Annotated in this window: 13 protein-coding genes, 1 pseudogene and 1 riboswitch; of the genes and pseudogenes, 9 read left to right on the top strand and 5 right to left on the bottom strand. The window is 37.0% G+C overall.

Annotation, left to right across the window (positions count from 1 at the left end; all coding sequences use genetic code 11):
* The first annotated feature begins 865 nt into the window (after positions 1–865).
* The 5 genes from J3T98_RS07750 to J3T98_RS07730 are packed head-to-tail and all read left to right on the top strand — an operon-like array spanning position 866 to position 5,891.
* Entirely contained in the window at positions 866–2,041 is a 1,176-nt protein-coding gene (locus J3T98_RS07750) for a pyridoxal phosphate-dependent aminotransferase (protein ID WP_267357356.1), read from the top strand.
* A complete protein-coding gene (locus J3T98_RS07745) occupies positions 2,026–2,838 on the top strand; it encodes a MetQ/NlpA family ABC transporter substrate-binding protein (RefSeq protein ID WP_065733890.1) in 813 nt (270 codons plus the stop codon). The genes J3T98_RS07750 and J3T98_RS07745 overlap by 16 nt, the downstream gene beginning before the upstream one ends.
* Before the next feature lie 2 nt (positions 2,839–2,840).
* The gene (locus tag J3T98_RS07740; RefSeq protein WP_220225878.1) at positions 2,841–3,854 is read left to right on the top strand and encodes a methionine ABC transporter ATP-binding protein; all 1,014 of its coding nucleotides are present in this window, start codon (positions 2,841–2,843) and stop codon (positions 3,852–3,854) included.
* Complete coding sequence (locus tag J3T98_RS07735; protein WP_416380622.1) at positions 3,854–4,525, top strand: methionine ABC transporter permease; 672 nt, start codon at positions 3,854–3,856, stop codon at positions 4,523–4,525. Before J3T98_RS07740 ends, J3T98_RS07735 begins: the two co-directional genes overlap by 1 nt.
* Before the next feature lie 13 nt (positions 4,526–4,538).
* The gene (locus J3T98_RS07730) at positions 4,539–5,891 is read left to right on the top strand and encodes an FAD-binding oxidoreductase (RefSeq protein ID WP_267362548.1); all 1,353 of its coding nucleotides are present in this window, start codon (positions 4,539–4,541) and stop codon (positions 5,889–5,891) included.
* 115 nt (positions 5,892–6,006) lie between these two features.
* On the opposite strand, the gene J3T98_RS07725 is transcribed toward J3T98_RS07730, so the two are convergent.
* Positions 6,007–6,804, bottom strand: a complete 798-nt coding sequence (locus tag J3T98_RS07725; RefSeq protein WP_065733887.1) for a Cof-type HAD-IIB family hydrolase — start codon at positions 6,802–6,804, stop codon at positions 6,007–6,009.
* A gap of 453 nt (positions 6,805–7,257) precedes the next feature.
* Positions 7,258–9,828, bottom strand: a complete 2,571-nt coding sequence (clpB, locus tag J3T98_RS07720; protein ID WP_065562591.1) for an ATP-dependent chaperone ClpB — start codon at positions 9,826–9,828, stop codon at positions 7,258–7,260.
* A gap of 269 nt (positions 9,829–10,097) precedes the next feature.
* Positions 10,098–10,143: riboswitch (PreQ1 riboswitch) on the top strand.
* Positions 10,144–10,145: 2 nt separating this feature from the next.
* Between clpB and queD the strand changes: the two genes are divergently transcribed.
* Together queD and J3T98_RS07710 are read left to right on the top strand one after the other, a co-directional pair.
* Positions 10,146–10,574, top strand: a complete 429-nt coding sequence (gene queD / locus J3T98_RS07715) for a 6-carboxytetrahydropterin synthase QueD (RefSeq protein WP_065562592.1) — start codon at positions 10,146–10,148, stop codon at positions 10,572–10,574.
* A complete protein-coding gene (locus J3T98_RS07710) occupies positions 10,571–11,185 on the top strand; it encodes a 7-carboxy-7-deazaguanine synthase QueE (RefSeq protein ID WP_065562593.1) in 615 nt (204 codons plus the stop codon). Before queD ends, J3T98_RS07710 begins: the two co-directional genes overlap by 4 nt.
* A gap of 33 nt (positions 11,186–11,218) precedes the next feature.
* Here J3T98_RS07710 and pgeF read toward each other — a convergent pair whose 3' ends face one another.
* Both pgeF and rluD read right to left on the bottom strand, forming a co-directional pair.
* The gene (pgeF, locus tag J3T98_RS07705; RefSeq protein ID WP_267337386.1) at positions 11,219–11,971 is read right to left on the bottom strand and encodes a peptidoglycan editing factor PgeF; all 753 of its coding nucleotides are present in this window, start codon (positions 11,969–11,971) and stop codon (positions 11,219–11,221) included.
* Between the two features lie 6 nt (positions 11,972–11,977).
* A complete protein-coding gene (rluD, locus tag J3T98_RS07700) occupies positions 11,978–12,952 on the bottom strand; it encodes a 23S rRNA pseudouridine(1911/1915/1917) synthase RluD (RefSeq protein WP_065562595.1) in 975 nt (324 codons plus the stop codon).
* 92 nt (positions 12,953–13,044) lie between these two features.
* Between rluD and bamD the strand changes: the two are divergent.
* A pseudogene (bamD, locus tag J3T98_RS07695) lies at positions 13,045–13,767 on the top strand (outer membrane protein assembly factor BamD); the annotation flags it as partial.
* Positions 13,768–13,928: 161 nt separating this feature from the next.
* Here the strand turns inward: bamD and J3T98_RS07690 are convergent.
* Positions 13,929–14,549: a hypothetical protein gene (locus J3T98_RS07690; RefSeq protein ID WP_267362546.1), complete on the bottom strand. Its 621-nt coding sequence runs from the start codon at positions 14,547–14,549 to the stop codon at positions 13,929–13,931.
* A 235-nt stretch (positions 14,550–14,784) separates the two neighbouring features.
* On the opposite strand from J3T98_RS07690, the gene leuS reads away from it, so the two are divergent.
* Entirely contained in the window at positions 14,785–17,367 is a 2,583-nt protein-coding gene (gene leuS / locus J3T98_RS07685; protein WP_267362545.1) for a leucine--tRNA ligase, read from the top strand.
* The last annotated feature ends 30 nt before the right edge of the window (positions 17,368–17,397 follow it).

Raw genomic sequence — 17,397 nt, 5'->3', positions numbered from 1 at the left:
TTCTGGATGAATTATTCGTTGATGGTGTGTATTGCATTCCATTGGATAGCGTAATACTTAATAAACCTTCAGTATCAACAATACGAGTATGACCACCATCGTAAGTTAGATACGGCACACTACCATGAATTATATTGGTTGTTTTAGAGGTTAATGCATGGCTAGATAAAGGGATCAAAAAAAACAAGCCGAGAAAGATCAACTCCGATAAAAGAGATCGTTTAAAGGATCGTAAAAAAGATCGCGCAAAAATTTTGGAAATTTCGCTGAATTTAGCGAAAAAATGAACTTTTGTGAAAAATGAAGATTGAGCGCTTAAGTTTAGCGAATTTAAATTAGAGGTTGGCCAAGTTGCCTGTTGCCTGTTGCCTGTTGAAAATTATAGAACATCTGCGACAATCCTGTCAAGTATATTTATGATTTATTTACTATTTTTCTATTTATTGTTTTAGCTATCCCGCTAAAATTATGCAAAAAGTATAGTGACTGAAAAAACCAGGTGCAATACTTTTTTTACCTTATATCGTTAACTTTCGTAAAGATGATCATGAAAAAACATGATTGAAAAACAACTACCCATTGTTTTAATTGGAAATGTAACATTTACAAAACTTTAATAATCATAATTATTGATCTTAAAAAATGTTATCTTATCGTTTAAAATTAATGATGTTGATCATTAAATAATTTTGAAGTGGAATTTAGAAGCTCAAAAACCCCGTTCCTCAACTTTTTCAAATTCTAGTCGCTATTTTCGATTCCGTTATAAGAAAAAAATATAACTATATATAAATATATTATTTAACCGTTATAGAAAGATTTATATTATAATCTCCAACTTCATAATTTTAATATATAAAAAACAATGCATAAACTAGCCTATCGACTCGATCACTTTTCCGATTCGGTTATCCGTCGGATGACTCGGATCGCTAATCAATATCAAGCTATCAATTTGTCACAGGGTTTTCCAGATTTTGATCCGCCGAAACCTTTAATCGATGCATTAAAACAAGCTGCCGATTGTGGTCCTCATCAATATGAGATCACTTGGGGATCGGCTGAGTTTCGGCGTCTGTTAGCTAAAAAGCAACAAAAGTTAATGCAAATTGATATCAACCCAGACGAAAACGTGTTGGTAACTTGTGGTAGTACCGAGGCGATGATGTGTGCGGTAATGACGGTTTGTAATCCAAAAGATAAAGTTATTATCTTTTCGCCGTTTTATGAGAATTACGGAGCGGACGCCATTCTTTCTGATGCCACCCCAATTTATGTGCCTTTGATCCCGCCGACATTTGAATTTGATAAACAGCAACTTCGTGAAGCTTTTGAACAAGGCGCTAAGGCGTTGATTTTATGTAATCCTAGCAATCCTTGTGGCAAGGTATTTACTAAGGATGAGCTTGATTATATAAGTCAATTGGCGATTGAGTTTGATGCCTACATTATTACCGATGAAGTGTATGAGCATATGGTTTATGCTCCGCATAAACATCTTTATTTGGCAGGTTTTCCAAATATGAAAGAGCGGACTATTTGTTGTAGCTCGTTGTCGAAAACCTATTCGATAACCGGTTGGCGCCTTGGTTATATTATTGCTGATAAAAGAATTATAGATGGTTGTAAGATGATCCATGATTTTCTTACCGTTGGCGCTGCTGCCCCACTACAAAAAGCAGCTTGTGCAGGGTTAGCTTTAGGGGATGATTATTATCAACAATTGACCGAAACTTACACCGCTAAGCGCCGTTTATTTTTGAACGGATTAGATGAGTTAGGCCTTGCTTATTATGAGCCTCAAGGTGCGTATTATGTTTTAGTGGATATTTCGGCGTTTAATCCATTTAAGACCGATTTTGAATTTTGCGAATGGTTAATTAAAGAAGTCGGCGTAGCAGCTGTGCCGGGATCGGCCTTTTTTAAACATCCTGAATATCGTTATATTCGTTTCCATTTTGCTAAACAAGAACCAACGCTGATTGCAGCTTTAGAAAGATTATCCAAACTTAAGGAAAAATTATTATGTTTAAAAAATTAATTGTGGCAAGTTTAGTCATTTTAACTTCAGTATTAACTGGTTGTGATAATGCTAAAAAAGAGAATCAAATTACAGTTGGTGTTGCAGCGGGTCCTTATGGCGACATGTTTAAACAAGCTATTGCGCCTGGATTAGAAAAGAAAGGTTACCATATCGAAATTCGTGAATTTAGCGATTATGTTCAACCAAACTTAGCATTAGCAAATAGAGATATTGATGTTAATTTATTTCAACATTTAACTTATCTTAATAATTTTAAGCAAGCGCGTAATTTAGATATTATGGCGATTGGTTTTGTACCAACAGCTGGCGCAGGAATTTATTCAAATAAAATTACTGACTTTTCGCAATTAAAACAAGGCGATCAAGTGACTATTTCAAGCGATGTGACTAACGAAGCTCGTGCTTTACGCATTTTAGAAGCAGCTGGGTTGATTAAGCTTGATCCAAATGTGGATAAAAACAATTTAACCCCTAAAAACATTATCGAAAACCGTTATGGTTTAGAGATTGTGCCAATTGAAGCACCACAAACTCCACGTTCGCTTGACAATGTTGCGTTATCAGTGGTTAATGGTAATTATGCAATTGGTGCGGGTTTAGATCTTTCTAAAGCGCTTTATCATGAAGTGTTAGATAAAGATCATAAAAATGTAATTGCGATTCGCACTGAATCAAAAGATACATTAGGTAAAGACATTATCGACGTGCTTAAATCACCTGAGTTTGCTCAAGTCATTAATGATAAAAACGGTATTTTCTATACCTTCCAAAAACCTGATTATCAGTTATTTTAATTATGCAGACTTTAATTCAAGTAAAAGATGTTTCTGTAAGATTTAAAGCCAAAGATCAAGTTGTTGAAGCGGTTAAAAAGGTCTCGTTTGATGTCAATCAAGGCGAGATCTTCGGGATCATTGGTTCGAGCGGTGCGGGAAAAAGTACTTTAGTAAGAACGCTTAATCGGCTTGCTGAACCTTCGTCCGGGCAAGTTATTATTAATGGTGTTGATATACAAACCTTACGTGGGCGTGAATTGCAAGCGTTTCGTTTTCATGTTGGGATGATTTTTCAGAACTTTAATTTAGCATCATCAAAAACCGTTTATGAAAATATTGCCTTTGTGCTTAAAGCCGCTGGTAAAAAAGGCGATGCGGTTAAAAATAGAGTCAACGAATTGCTTGCTTTAGTTGGGTTAAGTGATAAAGCGAATGCCTACCCTGCTGAACTCAGTGGTGGGCAAAAGCAACGAGTCGGTATTGCCAGAGCGCTGGCTAATGACGCCAAAATTTTGTTGTGTGATGAAGCCACCAGTGCTTTAGATCCAACTACTACCAGCGCGATTCTTGATTTGTTAAAACAGCTTAATCAAAAATTTGGTTTAACTATTGTTTTAATCACCCATGAAATTGATGTGGTTAAAAAAATCTGCCACCGAGTTGCAGTAATGTCACAAGGTGAAATTGTCGAAATGAATACCACGTTTAACCTTTTTGCCTGCCCTAAACAGCCATTCACACAAGAATTTCTTAATATCGATGAAAATACCCATTTGCCAGATATTATAAAGCAAAATGTAAAAGGAAAATTGGTCCGTTTGCGCTACATTAATGAAAACACTACCCAGCCAATTCTGTATCAATCAGCGATTGAAACGGGTGTGTCATTTAATATTTTGCATGGGTTTATTGAATATTTCGACAATCAAGCTTTAGGTAATTTGGTGATCGAGCTTATTGGTGAATCGACTAATATCCAAAATTTAATCACCAAATTGGCCGATCAAGAAGTTATTATTGAGGAAATAAACTAATGATTAAACTCACCATTAACGAAATAGCGCAAATGTTATGGAAAGCCGCTTACGAGACATTCATTATGGTAAGTTGGTCATTATTAGCTGGTTTGATCTTCGGCACATTAATCGGATTATTGCTGTTTTTAATGTCAAATCAATTCTTCTTTAAAAATAGAATCATTAACAGTATTGCGAATTTTATTGTCAATGCAACCCGTTCAATTCCATTTTTAATCCTAATGGTTACGGTGTTACCTTTAGGCGCGCTATTGGTTGATACCGCAGTTGGCCCTAAAGCGGTAATTTTACCGCTTTCACTTGCCGCTATTGCATTTTATGCACGATTAGCAGAAAACGCTTTTAGCCAAATTGATAAAGGCGTGATCGAAGCTGCGGTAGCAAGTGGTGCATCACATATGCGTATTATTTTTGGGATATTGTTTCCTGAGGCAATGGCGCAATTAATACGACACGCAACAGTTACCACAATTTCACTTATCAGCTTTAGCTCAATGGCTGGGGTTGTTGGTGGCGGTGGTATTGGTGATTTGGCGATCAGCTATGGTTATCAACGCTATGTAACCGAGGTGCTTATTTTGTGTATTGTTATTCTTATTTTTATTGTGATGGTGATTCAATACCTCGGTGACAAGTTAGCCAATCACTTTGATAGAAGCGATAAATAGTGGGTAATTTAGTATGAACAATCTTATCATTAAAGATTCAAAACGCATTGTTTTGGCAGATGCCATCCCACAATCCTACTTGACCGATGGTTTAAAGCTTAAATATGGGCAGGCTGATATATTAGTTTATCCTAAAACAACCGAAGAAGTAGCGGATGTGGTTAAATTTGCCAATGCCAATAATCTGAATATTACCACTCGCGGTGCTGGGACGAATTTAGTGGGTTCAACCATTCCTAATGGTGGCATTATTCTTGATTTATCATTGATGAATGAGATTGTTGAGTTAGACAAGGAAACTTTCACTATTACGGTACAGCCCGGCATTTTATTGCAGGATTTACAACAGTTTGTTGAGCAGTATGATCTTTTTTATCCACCTGATCCGGGCGCTAAAACCTCCACTATTGGCGGAAATATCAGTACTAATGCAGGAGGGATGCGTGCGGTAAAATACGGTGTAACTCGTGACTATGTGCAAGCACTTGAGGTGGTGATGGCAGATGGGAGTGTGTTAAATATTGGCAGTAAAAATGTTAAGGACAATACTGGGCTTGCTTTAAAGCATCTGTTTATTGGCAGTGAAGGTACTTTAGGCATCATTACCCAATGTACATTAAAACTGATCGCCAAGCCGAAAGTATCTCAAACATTTGTTGTTGGTTTTAATACTATTGAGCAGGCTATTGCCAGTATCACAACCATTTTACATACCCTAACGCCAACCGCGCTAGAGTTTGTGGAACGTAAAGTTGCACAATGGGGCGAAAAGTATTCAGGATTTCAATTCCCACTACCTAATAGCCAAGCTTATTTGATTATTATGCTTGATGGATCAGATCAACAATCCGTCGAACAGCAACGTAAGCAATTATTAGCGAATTTAGGTGACTGTGACTATTTTGTTGCTGAAGATAGCAATCAAGCTAGTCAAATTTGGACGATTCGCGGTTCATTGGTGCGAGCGGTTGAGGCAGTGACCGAACAAGATCCAATTGATATTGTGGTTCCAATAAATCGTATTGCCGATTTTATTCACTTCACCAAACAGCTTGAAGCAAAAACCAAGGTACGCATGTTAGCCTTTGGTCACGCTGGTGATGGAAATATTCATCTATGCATTTTGCGTAATGATCGTGATGATAAACAGTGGGATACCGATCTACAGCAAGTTCATCAAGCTCTTTATCAAAAATGCCTTGAACTTGGTGGATTACCTTCGGCAGAACATGGCATTGGTACAGCGAAAGTGAGCTATTATAATGATGCTATTCCCAAAGCCAATCGCCAACTTATGCACGCTATCAAGCAACAGTTTGATCCGAAGAATTTACTCAATAATCAGGTTTATATGACGATGATTTAATCCGAGCAGTATTTTAATTATTGCTTTTAGATGAGATAAATCAGTGGCAAATTGAGAATAAATAAAGTTGAGGAGCGGGGTTTTTGAAGTCTTAAAAACCCCGCTCCTCAATTTTTTATTGAAGTGCTAACATAAGTTGTATTGTTGTCATTACGGCACTTTCATTATTTGAACCAGTAATAAATTTAGCTACTGCTTTAGTTTCGTCGAAAGCATTACGCATTGCGAAGCTGTAATTGGCTTGTTCGAGTAGTTCTATGTCGTTGAGCCCATCACCAAATGCCATTGTTTCCTGATAGGTGATATTTAGGATTTGTTGTAGTTTTTTGATGGTGTTGCCTTTGTGGACGTTGTGTTCTGTGATATCTATCCAAGCGGCTTCTGATACGACGATGTAAACGTCATTATCATACGGTGTTAGGTGCTTGCGTGTTTGTGGGCATTGTTCTTTTTCGTCATACACCGTAATTTTGATAAAGTCGTCAGCGACAGTTTTAAAATCATCCACTTCGATGATTGTTGCATACGATCCTCGGACTTTTTGTTTTAGGTGTGCAGGCAAATTAGATTTGATTACTGCACCTTTTGCAGTACATGCAATGATGACATGCTCTTGACTGGCTTGTTCAAGGGTTTTGATGATACGTTGACCAAGTTGATTTTCGATAAAAGAGCGATAGATAAATTCACCTTTATGTTTGATTGTGGTGGCACTATCGCCTACTATCCAAATTTTATCGAGATAATCGGCAAAGAGTTCTTCTACTCGTTCACACTGTTTTCCAGTACATGCAACAAATTGGACGTTTTGTTTTGCCATAAGGTCATAGACTTGGGTAAACAATGTACGGTCATAGTCGCCTTGGCTATTTAAGAATGTTCCATCTAAATCAGTGATGATTAACTTGATCATATTTGTGTCCTTTAGAATGAATTAACTGGCTTTTTATTCATTTTGCCAAATTCTCTATAGAGAAACAATATGATAAAGCCGAAATAGAGATGAACATTTAATTCCACCTTTTTTATTAATTGAAAGGATTAAACCCAAAATATTACCAATTTTTATAGTCAATAAGGCGGTTATTTAGGTTATAAATTTAAGACAAGCATTTTTTCTGATTAGTTGAACTGTCAATTTTAAGTTTTAAGATTTTCTACAAAAAAGTCTGACAAGAAGCTTTCAGGATTTTTATTTTCTAATTATTCCTGCAATTAACACCTCAAAAACCCCGCTCCTCAACTTTTTTTTATTTAATTGAGATGTGCATGGCGCAATTTTAGTGATAAAAAAGCCTGAAAATTTCTTTTCAGGCTTTTTGGCTTATTTATATTGTTGCCTATTCGACGCAATAAGTAAGTAACCTTATTGTTTTGCAACAATATTTCCATCATCTACGTCTAGATGAATCTTTTTACCAGGCACTAATTTACCCGATAAAATTTGTTGAGCTAGTGGGTTTTCAATCTCTTGCTGTATTGCACGTTTTAATGGTCTTGCACCATAAATTGGGTCGAAGCCAACTTTGGCAAGTTGTTCTAGTGCACTATCAGAGATATCCATTTCATATCCACGTTCTTCTAGGCGTTTTTCAACATGAGCGAGTTGTATTTTTGCAATTGCTTTAATGTTTTCTTGACCTAGTGGGTGGAATACCACTGTTTCATCAATTCGGTTAATAAATTCCGGTCTGAAATGTTGGGTTACCACTGTCATAACTAAAGCTTTCATTTCGTCATAACTTAGTTCGACGTGACCTTGAATTAGGTCTGAACCTAAGTTAGATGTCATGATAATGACTGTGTTTCTAAAATCCACAGTTCTGCCTTGTCCATCAGTTAATCGGCCATCATCAAGCACTTGTAATAAAATATTAAATACATCTGGGTGCGCTTTTTCAACTTCATCAAGTAGGATGACGGAGTATGGTCGACGTCTTACTGCTTCAGTTAAATAGCCACCTTCTTCATAACCAACATATCCAGGAGGCGCACCGATTAATCGAGCCACGGAATGTTTTTCCATGAATTCGGACATGTCAATTCGAACCATTGCATCTTCACTGTCAAACATGAAGTTAGCTAAGGCTTTACAAAGTTCAGTTTTACCTACCCCTGTTGGTCCTAAAAATAGGAAGGATCCAATCGGTTTGTTAGGGTCAGATAGCCCTGCTCGACTGCGACGAATCGCATTAGCAACGGCAACAACCGCTTCGTCTTGACCGATTACACGTTTGTGTAAGGCTTCTTCCATGTGAAGTAGTTTATCTTTTTCGCTTTCAAGCATTCTTGATACAGGAATACCCGTTGCTTTAGATAGCACTTCGGCAATTTCGTTATCGGTGACTTTGTTACGCAATAACTTCATGGTTTTGCCTTCTAATTGCGTTGCAGAAGCCAGTTTCTTTTCTAACTCTGGAATTTTGCCATATTGTAATTCGGACATTTTGTTCAAGTCACCCATTCGGCGAGCTTGTTCTATCTCGGTACGCGCTTTTTCCAGCTCCGCCTTGATATTTTGAGTGCCCGAAAGTGCAGCCTTCTCTGACTTCCACTCTTCTTCAAGTGATGCATAATCCTTTTCTTTTTCAGCAAGTTCATCGTTTAACATCTCTAGTCGTTTTTTACTTGCATCATCAGACTCTTTCTTGAGCGCTTGTTGTTCAAGTTTGAGTTGGATAATACGTCTTTCAAGTCGATCCAATGATTCTGGTTTTGAATCCATTTGCATACGGATGCTTGATGCTGCTTCGTCGATTAAGTCGATCGCTTTATCGGGTAACATTCGATCAGAGATGTAACGATGCGATAAAGTTGCAGCAGCGACAATGGCTGGATCAGTAATTTGTACGTGGTGATGCAGTTCATAGCGCTCTTTTAAGCCACGTAAGATTGCGATCGTGTCTTCAACTGTTGGTTCTGCTACATAGACCTTTTGGAATCGACGTTCTAATGCTGGATCTTTTTCTATGTATTGACGATATTCATCAAGTGTAGTTGCCCCTACGCAGTGAAGTTCACCTCGAGCTAATGCTGGTTTTAACATGTTTCCAGCATCCATCGCCCCATCACTTTTACCTGCACCAACCATGGTGTGAATTTCATCAATAAATAAAATTATGCTGCCTTCCGCTTTGGCAATATCTTTTAATACCGCTTTTAAGCGTTCTTCAAATTCACCACGATATTTAGCACCAGCAATTAATGCGCCCATATCTAATGATAATACGCGCTTGTTACGTAATCCTTCTGGCACTTCTCGGTTAACAATTCGTTGTGCAAGTCCTTCAACAATAGCGGTTTTACCAACACCTGGTTCACCAATGAGTACTGGGTTGTTTTTAGTTCTACGTTGTAATACTTGTATTGTGCGACGAATTTCTTCATCACGACCGATTACTGGGTCAAGTTTTCCTTGTTCTGCGCGTTCAGTTAGGTCAATGGTGTATTTTTTTAATGCACCACGTTGATCTTCAGCATTAGGATCGTTCACGTTATCACTTCCTCTCACTTGGTTAACAGCTTGGCTAAATTTTTCTTTAGTAACGCCTGCTTTTTTTAAGATATCTGCTAGGCTTCCTTTTTCATCTAATGCCGCTAATATAAATAGTTCAGACGAGATGTAGCTATCGCCATTTTTTTGGGATAATTTATCGCATAAATTTAAGATTTTAATAAATTCTTGTGATGGTATAACTTCACCACCGATACCTTGAACTTGTGGTAAGCGTTCGATTGCTTGATTTAGTTCTTGTTGTAATGTCGCAACATTCGCGCCTGAAGCAGCAAGTAATGGATTTATACTGCTTCCTTCTTGGTTTAACATGGCTGATAGCACATGTATAGGCTCTATGTATTGATTGTCTTTACCTAATGCCATTGATTGAGCATCAGCTAAAGCTTGTTGAAACTTGTTTGTGAGTTTATCTAACCTCATATTATTTATCTCCTAAGCAATAGATTTGGTTTAAATGTTTAAAACATTCAATCCATTTGCATATTCACTAAATAAGTGTGGAAGAATAAATTTCAAGAGCTGATTAACAATATTTTTGACGATTTTTTGAAACAAAGCTGTATATATATTACTCGTTTCTTCGCGAAAGATAAAGTAGCTTGAAAAATCATCGATTAATCAATAAGGTTGAGAAAATTTAGGTGACACATGGGTTTTTATCCTTTATATTAGCCTCGCTTTTAAGTTAGCCCACCGTGGTTCGTGATCCATCCCACGTAAAAAAACTAGGAAATTATATGTTTAAAATTGCTAAAGAGTTTCAATTCGATGCTTGTCATATGCTTGATGGGCATAATGGAAAATGTCATAACCTTCATGGTCATACCTACCGTTTGTTAGTCGAGATCAGCGATGATCTTATTTCCAGTGGATCCAGCGCTGATATGGTAATGGATTATGCAGATCTTAAGTTGATTGTAAAACAGCAGATTGTTGATCAATTGGATCATGCTTATCTTTATCATCAAGATAATGCTAATGAACGCAAAATAGCTATGCTTTTAGAACAAATGGAACGTAAAGTTTTTGCTTTTCCTTGCCGTACTACGGCGGAAGGAATGAGTAAATTTATTTTCGAACGTTTGTCTCAGTTTTTGCCGGTGTCGATGATTAAGCTTTGGGAGACCCCCTCTTCTTATTGTGAGTATCATCGGAGCGAAAAATGATTGAGTATCGCATTGTTGAAATCTTCGAATCTTTACAGGGCGAAGGTTATAATACGGGTATGCCTGCTATTTTTATTCGGTTTGCTGGTTGTAATTTGAATTGTAGTTGGTGCGATACTAATTTTCGTCATTTTAAGCGCTTTTCGTTAGAGCAATTACTGGCGATGGTCGGGCAATATAAGAGTTCTAATATTATTATCACTGGTGGTGAGCCTACTATGGTTAGAGATTTACCTATATTGTTGTCCCATTTGAAGCAGGCTGGTTATTATATTGCTATTGAGAGTAATGGGCTGGGTAAGGTTGATCCATTAATTGATTATGTTGCACTGAGTCCTAAATTTTGTTATCAAAGCCGTTACCAAAACATTTTGCAATCAACTGCCAATGAAGTTCGAATCGTCGCTGAAAAACAAGCGGGCTTTATCGATTTTTGTCACTTCATTGAACAGCATATTGAAGCTAAGCGTTACTATTTGTCTCCTTGCGAGATAAATGGTGAGATGAATATGTTTGATACCATTGAGTTGTTAGGTCAGATTAACCATAATCGTATCGATAATAAATGGCTGTTAAGTTTACAGACTCATAAGTTTGCTGATATTGAGTAGTTTTTTATTAACTGCCATTAAACTAGTGGTTTATCACTTTTCTTCAAACCATATCATTGTCGCCATTCTTCCCGTTTTGTTTTCTCTTCGATAGGAGTAAAACAGATCGCGCTCAGTATACGTGCAATAATTACCACCATAAATTTGAGTAATTCCGATCGCGTTTAATCGCTGTTTAGCTATCATGTAAAGGTCGGCCAGATATTTTTTGCCTTCGATAAATTTGAATGCATGGTGAGCATTTTTGTCATACTCTTCAAATTGTTCTTTAACTTCAATACCTACTTCAAATTTTTGTGCACTGATTGCTGGTCCTAGCCAGACGAGAATTTCATTGGTGTTGCATTGAAATTTTTTTGCGGTTTCTTCTAAAATACCATGGCATAGTCCTCGCCAACCCGCATGAGCAGCAGCAACTTGATCGCCTTTAACTGAGCAAAATAGTACCGGCATACAATCAGCAGTTAAAACTACACTGACTTGATTAGCTTGCTTAGTGTAGGAGCCATCAGCTTCAAATCGTGTCGCATTGATTGCTGGTTTTACTTTTGTGATATCTAGGACAGTTGTACTGTGTGTTTGATTTAACCAATAAGGTTCACTCGGTACTTTTTCAGCTTGTATTAAGCGATTTCTATTTTCTACGATGTTATTTAAGTCATCCCCTGTTCGACTGCCTAAATTTAAGCTGTCAAAAGGGGGAAGGCTTACCCCTCCAATACGAGTGGAGGTGAAAGCGCGAACATTACTCGGTGCAGGCCAATAAGGATATATTGATTTAATCATTTTTATTTACCAATCAAGTTCATCTTTATGAAGTTCTGTATCTTCTTGTAACGCATGAATTAGTGTTAACATATCATCCGGTATTGGCGCATGCCATTCCATAAGTTCACCTGTAATTGGATGATATAAACGTAGCATTGTTGCATGTAAAGCTTGACGATCAAATTCGCGTAGCGTTTGGATAAAGGATTCACTCGCGCCTTTTGGCGGTCTTGGTCGTCCGCCATAAAGTGGATCACCAACGAGTGGGTGCGCGATATGAGCCATATGTACACGAATTTGGTGAGTTCGGCCAGTTTCTAGCCTTAGCCGTAGTCGAGTATGAAGTCGATATTTTTCCATGACTCGATAATGGGTTACCGCTGGCTTTCCTGTCGGGAATACGGCCATATGCGTTCGTTTAGTAGGATGGCGAGTGATCGGCTGGTCGATTGTGCCACCTGCTGTAATGATTCCCATCGCTACTGCTTCATATTCACGTGTAATTTCACGACGTTGTAGGGATTCAACTAGGTGGGTTTGTGCCTCGATGGTTTTAGCAACGACCATTAGCCCAGTTGTGTCTTTATCTAAGCGATGAACAATACCCGCTCTTGGTACTCTTGAAATATCAGGATAGTGATAAAGTAATGCGTTTAGCACTGTACCATTTGGGTTACCTGCGCCGGGGTGAACAACAAGATCTCGAGGTTTGTTGATAACCAAGATATCATCATCTTCATAAACAATATTGAGTTCGATATTTTCAGGTTGGTGATATGTTTCTTCTTCGATTTCAACGTCTATAGTAATTTTTTCTCCACCGAGAACTTTTTCTTTGGGTTTATTTACAATATTATTATTAACTAACACGTGATTATTGACGATCCATTCTTTAATTCTAGATCTTGAGTAATCAGGGAAAAGCTCCGATAAAGCTTGATCCAGACGCATTCCAAGTTGTGTTGGTTCTATTTCTGATGAAAGTTTTAACTTGTGCATGTGTAATTTATCTATTTTAAGCTGTTATGATTTAGAGTATTATATACTAATCATTGCCTTTAATGTTTAATTATATTTTGGATTAAAACTGAATGAAACTTCGTTTAAATACTTTGTTAGCCATCGCTTTAAGTAGCGCGCTAATTGGTTGTACGAGTACAAAGCCTGATGTTGAAAATGTATCAGAAATTGAGTTACACAATAAAGCCAAAACTGAGCTTGAAGGTGGGAATTTAAAATCGAGTATTACTGTTTTAGAAACGATTGATAAAAATTATCCTTTTGGACCTTATTCACAACAAGTCCAACTCGATTTGATTTATGCTTATTATAAAAATGCGGATTATCCTATGGCCATTGCGTCAATTGACCGCTTTTTAAAATTAAATCCAACCCATCCGAATATCGATTGGGTGATTTATATGCGCGGTATTAACAATATGGCGCAAAATGATAATACTATTCAGGGTTGGTTTAATGTTGATCGTTCAGATCGTGATCCTGAATTTGCGATGGCAGCATTTAAAGATTTTACTTATTTGGTTTCTAGTTTTCCAACTAGTAGTTATGCCGCTGATGCAAAAAAACGTTTAGTATATTTAAAGAACCGTATCGCTCGCTATGAGTTAAAAGTGGCTCAATATTATACTAACCGTGGCGCTTATGTTGCCGTGGTAAATCGAGTCATTCAAATGTTAGCGTTATTTCCTGATACTGATTCAACAAAAACAGCATTATCGTTATTGAGTAATGCTTATAATGAATTAGGTTTGACTGACGAAAGCCAAAAAGTCGATAAACTGATACAAGCTAATCTTGAAAATATGCCTGTTGAAGAGAAGAAATCTTACTTTTCTCGCTTCTTAAGTGTATTTAATGGTGGTTAATTTAGTTCAGATCTAAAAAATAATGGCTATTTAAATATTTAAATAGCCATTTTTTTATCAGTAATTTATAAACAATATATGCCCATGAGTTACTTTCTAACATATAAATAACGGTATTCTCCATGATCATAATTTGTATTTGTTAATGCTTTTGTTAGTTCTTGGGTAAGTTTAGTTGATAACGTTGTATCCGATGAGGATAATGTAAAATCTGGTTTTATAATTTGTTCATCGACATATTGTATAAATTGAAGAAATTGATCAATATCTTTTTTGGATAAATATATACTTTTTGCCACCATCATATTAATAAGCTTATTATCAAACTCCAAAATAATCGTGTGATATAGCACTACGGTACTTTTAAGCATTATTACTGTTTGTAATGCTGACCATTGAAACGTTTGATTCAATTTTTTATGGTCATCAATACTAATCGAATATGAATTGACATTGATCGTCATTTTTTTACGGAACAAGCGAGCAATACATATAGCAAATAGAAAGACAGAAAATAATTCCGGAAAAAGGAGTCCAACAATAAAAATAACCTCAAAGTATTGGTTGGGAATCATCAGCATGATCGCATCAGAGAAAAATAAATACATGAGACAACCAAGGACTAAAACACCAAAGCAACAAATGAGTATCATTAAACTTATAAATGAGCGCCGAGTGAAACAGCGAAATTCAAATGTACGATTTTCCATAAACTATTCCTGATATTTTTTAGAAATATATCTTAAGTTTTTTTAATATATACTGGGAAGCAAAGATTTATTTCTTTTTTTATTTTTATTGTTAACTTTATTGATTTTAATTCATATCAATATTGGTATCAAATCATCCTCCTTGTTTCATATATCGTTTGTAAAACGTGCCAATAACCAATACAATTAGCAGATTATTTTTTATTAGCAATAATAGATAGGACATTAATTCGTCATGCAAGAACAATATCGCCCAGATGAAATTGAAGCCAAAGTACAACAACATTGGCAAGAAGAGAAAACTTTCCACGTTACTGAAGATCCATCTAAAGAGAAGTATTACTGTTTGTCGATGCTTCCTTATCCTTCAGGTCGTTTGCATCTTGGTCATGTCCGTAATTATACAATCGGTGATACGATCTCACGTTATCAACGCTTAAACGGCAAGAATGTTTTACAGCCAATCGGTTGGGATGCATTTGGATTGCCAGCAGAAGGCGCAGCCGTTAAAAATAATACAGCACCAGCTAAATGGACTTATGAAAATATTGCTTATATGAAAAAGCAGTTGCAATTACTGGGTTTTGGTTATGATTGGGACCGCGAAGTTACGACTTGTCGTCCTGAGTATTACAAATGGGAGCAATGGTTTTTTACTAAATTATTTGAGAAAGGTTTAGTTTATAAAAAGACTTCAGCTGTTAACTGGTGCCCTAACGATCAAACTGTTCTAGCTAATGAGCAAGTAGTTGAAGGTTGTTGTTGGCGTTGTAATACTCCGGTTGAGCGTAAAGAGATTCCACAATGGTTTATTAAAATCACTGATTATGCTGATGAGTTATTGAATGATTTAGATACTCTTGAGAGTTGGCCAGAACAAGTTAAGACCATGCAACGTAACTGGATTGGTCGTTCTGAAGGGGTGGAATTTGACTTTGCTGTTGAAAATTATAGCGATAAGTTACGCGTTTATACTACTCGCCCTGATACGTTAATGGGTGTGAGTTTTGTATCTGTGGCGGCTGAGCATCCTCTTGCTCAATTAGCTGCGCAAAACAATCCTAAAATTGCTGAGTTTATTGCTGAATGTAAAACCACGAAAACCGCTGAAGCTGATATGGCTACAATGGAAAAGAAAGGTATGGCGACTGGATTTTTTGCCATCCATCCATTAACCGGTAATAAGGTTCCAGTTTGGATCGCTAATTTTGTATTAATTGAATATGGTACTGGTGCTGTGATGGCTGTACCGGGTCACGATGAACGCGATTATGAATTTGCATCAAAATATAATTTACCAATTAAACCCGTTATCTTAAATCAAGATGGCGAGGCTCCTGACCTTTCTGAGCAAGCTTATACTGAGCACGGTAAATTATTTAATTCAGGTGAGTTTGATGGTCTTGATTTTGATCAAGCTTTCAATGCTATCGCCGATAAACTTATTGGGTTAGGTATTGGTAACCGTAAAGTGAATTACCGTTTACGCGATTGGGGTGTTTCTCGCCAACGTTATTGGGGAGCGCCGATTCCAATGGTGACGCTTGAAGATGGCACTACGATCCCAACACCTGAAGATCAACTTCCCGTCATTTTACCTGAAAATGTTGAAATGAATGGGATAACCAGTCCTATTAAAGCCGATCCCGAGTGGGCAAAAACAACTGTTAATGGTCAACCAGCCCTTCGAGAAACAGATACTTTCGATACCTTTATGGAGTCATCTTGGTATTATGCTCGCTATACTTGCCCGCATTATGACAAAGGTATGTTAGATGAAAAAGCAGCTAATTATTGGTTACCTGTTGATCAGTATGTTGGTGGTATCGAACATGCGATTATGCATTTACTTTATTTCCGATTCTTCCATAAATTGATGCGTGATTTCGGTTTGGTTAAATCAGATGAGCCTGCTAAACGTTTACTTTGCCAAGGTATGGTTTTAGCTGATGCTTTTTATTATACCAGCCCAACTAACGAGCGTATTTGGGTTTCACCAACCGAGGTGACCATTGAACGTGATGATAAAGGCCGTATTGCTAAAGCAATAGATAGTAAAGGCAATGAACTTGTTCATGCTGGTATGACTAAGATGTCAAAATCGAAAAACAACGGTATTGATCCACAAGAGATGGTAGAAAAATACGGAGCTGATACTGTTCGTTTATTTATGATGTTCGCATCCCCAGCTGATATGACGCTTGAATGGCAAGAATCCGGTGTTGAGGGGGCTAATCGATTTATTAAACGTGTTTGGCGTTTAGTTTTTGAGCATTCTCAACTTGGTAAAACTGCTGCGCTCGATATCGCTAAATTGAATGCTGATCAGAAAGCTTTACGTCGTGAATTACATAAAACAATTGCTAAAGTGAGTGATGATATTGGTCGTCGTCAAACTTTCAATACAGCTATTGCTGCGGTGATGGAGTTTATGAATCGCTTACAAAAAGCACCACAAGACACTGATCAAGATCGCGCATTGATGGATGAGTCTTTAAATGCAGTAGTTCGATTACTTTATCCTATGATGCCACACGCTTGTTTTGTTATGTGGCAAGCATTAGGTCATAATGAAACAATTGATAATTCTTCATGGCCAGTTGCTGATGAGTCAGCTATGATTGAAGACGAAAAATTAATTGTTGTGCAAATCAATGGTAAAGTGCGTGGTAAATTTACTGTACCTGCTGATGCTCAGCAAGATTATGTTGTAGAGCAAGCTAAACAAGAGCCAAATATTGAAAAATACTTAGCTGATGCCACAATTCGCAAAGTGATTTATGTACCAGGTAAATTATTGAATCTGGTTGTAAGTTAATATTGTTGGATAACTTGGATATAGGTGGTA

The sequence above is a fragment of the Gilliamella sp. B2772 genome (assembly GCF_026536985.1).
In the GTDB taxonomy this organism is placed as follows: domain Bacteria; phylum Pseudomonadota; class Gammaproteobacteria; order Enterobacterales; family Orbaceae; genus Gilliamella; species Gilliamella apicola_E.
This window is presented reverse-complemented; position numbering and strand designations above follow the sequence as displayed.